A 2,923-nucleotide genomic window follows, 5' to 3' on the forward strand; every position below is an offset into this window, starting at 1 on the left:
GCGGGCGGCGGGGGACGGTAGCCGGGCGGAGGCCGATAGCCGCCGGGCCCGGCAGGAGGTCCGTACGGGCCGGGCGGGGGGCCGTACGGACCTGGGCCGTACGGGCCCGGAGGCTGGGGTCCGTAGCCGGGCCAGGGGGCATGTGCGGGCGGGAGCGGCCCGTACGGCGTGTCCGCCTCGGCCTCACCGGCCGGGCCGGTGGTGATGATCAGCCGGTCGAGGTAGAAGATCTGCAGCGCTCCGACGGCGAGGAAGAGCACGATCACCACGACGAGCGGCGTCGCCACGCCGAGCGGTGGACGGCTCGCGTAGCCGTTCAGCTGCCTGAGCACCACGAGGGGCGCGGACTGCCGGTCGGCGCTGCTGGCCACGAGGCTCGGCCACAACATGCCGTGCGCGCCGAACAGCACGGTCACGCCGCCCATGAGCGCGGCGAGCGGCAGCGCGGGCACCACGACCTGCGGGAAGAACCCCGCCCCGCTCGCGCGCCACCGCGCGGCCCGGCTCCGGCAGAACAGCGTGAGCACGAGCAGCGACGGCACGCTCAGCAGGAGCGGCGGCACCAGGCCGATGAAGTGATTGATCAGGTGGAGATGCCGGGCGTTGTCGAAGTCGGCGACGCTCAGCGGCGTGACGCCGACGAACAGCCACGGCGCGAAGGCCAGCAGGAGCCACTCGCTGCGGCGGCCGAGCGGACGCAGGCCGCCGATCCCGAGCGCGGCCAGGAACGCCGTGCCGACCGAGACGATCGCGCTCAGTATCGGCGGTAGCCACGTGTTGACCAGGATGCGCCCGGTGGACGGACGCAGCGGAGCGGCGTGCCCGGACGAGAAGAGGGCCGACAGCCACGGCCATGAGCAGACGACGCCGACGATCACGATGACGACCAGGGCCAGAACGCCGATCACCAGCCGGCCTCCGCCGCCCGGCCGCCTCGGCGCCGCGTCGTCGCCCGGGCCGATGTCGATCCGGAGCCTCGTCTCCACGGCGATGACCGTCGCGACGACGCCGAGCACGCCGAGCATCAGCCCGGTGACCGTCGCGACGGCCGCGCCGCCGCCGAAGTCGTAGTAGAAGTACGCCAGGCGGTACTGCAGCGCGGCGAGCGTCAGCCGTGGACTCAACGTCTGGCTGGCGGTGAACGTCTGGAGCGCCACGGCGACGCCCGCCAGCACGACGATCGAGCCGACCGCGACCAACGCGGGGGTGACCGGGCGGCCCCGCGCACGGCCGCGCAGGAGCGGCGGGAAGACGAGCAGCGCCAGCCCGCACAGCAGGCCGAACATCCCCGCGGCCGCGATGAGCTGACCGGTGGGCGGCCAGCCGCTCCTGACCGGCAGCCGGCCGAACATGGTCGCGATGCCGCCGTCCCGCTGCGCGAGGATCCACGCGGCGGCGACCGCGACCGGCGAGAACGTCACGAGCGGCAGGGACAGCAGCACCCGGCCGACGCGGCGTGGCCAGGTGCCGGCCCGGTCGAGCGCCGCGGCGAGCGCGGGCCCGACCACCAGCAGGATCAGCAGCGGGACCACGGCGAACGACAGCGAGAAGGCCAGGGCCTTCCAGAAGTCGCCCTCGCCGAGAATGCGGTTGTAGTTGTGCACACCGGCGGAGTGGGCGGGGCGGCCGAGGAGACCGCCGCCCGTCTGGAAGCTGTGCACGATGGTCTGCACGCTCGGCACGACGAGCGTGATCAGGCCGGTCAGCGCGGCCGGAACGATGAGGAGCAGCCCCACGCCGCGGCGCGACCCTGCGGCGCCGGGCGGGGCGATCGGGAGTACCGGAGGCTGAGGCGTCATGGGCCCTCGATCTCCTCGCTGCGCTTGGTCATGGACACTCCGCGGGGTACCGATTTCGTCGCCGACCCGGTGATCGGCCAAGCCGACCGTAGCGCCACCCGATATCCGCTGTCCTGGTCGGAGCCGGGGTAGATAGTCGGTTTTACGGGAGAAACGGCGGATCGCCGGGGCTGGGAGGACGGCCGGCCACGCCGGTCCCGGACCGCCAACCTCGGACGTCTATGCAGGTCAGCGGCGTGTCGACCGTAAACTGGGGCGGCACACGAATGCGGGGGTGGGAGGCGCCCGGGACGGGCTCATCGGCGAGTCCATGTCCGACACGTTCCCGTGCGGCGGGCGTCGCGCACGGGCAGGCGTGACGCCCAAGGGCCGACGCAGCACGACATCCCGGTGAAGGGCCGCCCCGGCGAGTTCGAGGAGCGGTACTGGAGCACGGTCACCAGCCCGGACGGCGAAGCCGTCCTGTTCGTCGCGCGCTCGGAGGACGTGACCCGGTTCGTGATGCACCGGCGGCGCGGTCGGGCACGGCGGAGAGGCGTTCCAGGCAGCCGAGCCCTTCTCCCGCGCGAGTGAACTGTACGAACTGAACGAGGAGTGGCCGTCGGGGACGTCGTCGGCCACGGCCTGGCGGCCGCGTGCGTGATGGGACAGCTGCGCAGCGCCCTCAGCGCCGGGATCCAGGTCGTCGAGGAGCCCGCGCAGGCGTTGCGGGCGCTCGGCCGGTACGCACGCTCCATCGACGGGGCGCTGGCCGGCACCGCCGTCCAGGCCGTCATCGGCAAGGAGCGGCAGACGATCACCTACAGCTGCGCCGGTCACCTCCCGCCCGTGCTTCTCCAGCCGGATGGCACCGCCCACTTCCTCGACCAGGCCACCGACCCGCCCCTGGGCGTCCGCCTCGCCGACGCCCCACGGTCCCAGGCGGACCTGCCGTACGAGCCCGGCGCCACCCTCGTCCTGTACACCGGCTGGAGCGCCGCGGAGAGGACATCGACGACGGTTCGCGCCGCCTCACCGAGAGCCTTCGCCGGCGCGCCCCGCTCGACCCCGAGCCGCCGGCCGAGGCGCCCCTCACCGACCTCGGCGTGGCCGGCGGCGCGGCGGACGACACCGCCCTCGTCATC

Annotated in this window: 3 protein-coding genes; 2 read left to right on the forward strand and 1 reads right to left on the reverse strand. The window is 73.8% G+C overall.

The features are described 5' to 3' along the window. Positions 1-1,799, reverse strand: a 1,799-nt coding sequence (locus ACFFNX_RS46715) for an ABC transporter permease family protein (protein ID WP_512699886.1), incomplete at its 3' end; no start/stop codon positions are given. 327 nt (positions 1,800-2,126) lie between these two features. Between ACFFNX_RS46715 and ACFFNX_RS46720 the strand changes: the two genes are divergently transcribed. Together ACFFNX_RS46720 and ACFFNX_RS46725 are read left to right on the forward strand one after the other, a co-directional pair. Then, positions 2,127-2,372, forward strand: coding sequence for a hypothetical protein (locus tag ACFFNX_RS46720; protein ID WP_378212819.1), 246 nt, complete (start codon positions 2,127-2,129; stop codon positions 2,370-2,372). A gap of 21 nt (positions 2,373-2,393) precedes the next feature. Next, the coding region (locus ACFFNX_RS46725; RefSeq protein ID WP_378212820.1) for a PP2C family protein-serine/threonine phosphatase at positions 2,394-2,923 on the forward strand (530 nt) is incomplete at its 3' end.

It is taken from the genome of Actinoallomurus acaciae, from assembly GCF_042429965.1.
GTDB lineage: Bacteria > Actinomycetota > Actinomycetes > Streptosporangiales > Streptosporangiaceae > Actinoallomurus > Actinoallomurus acaciae.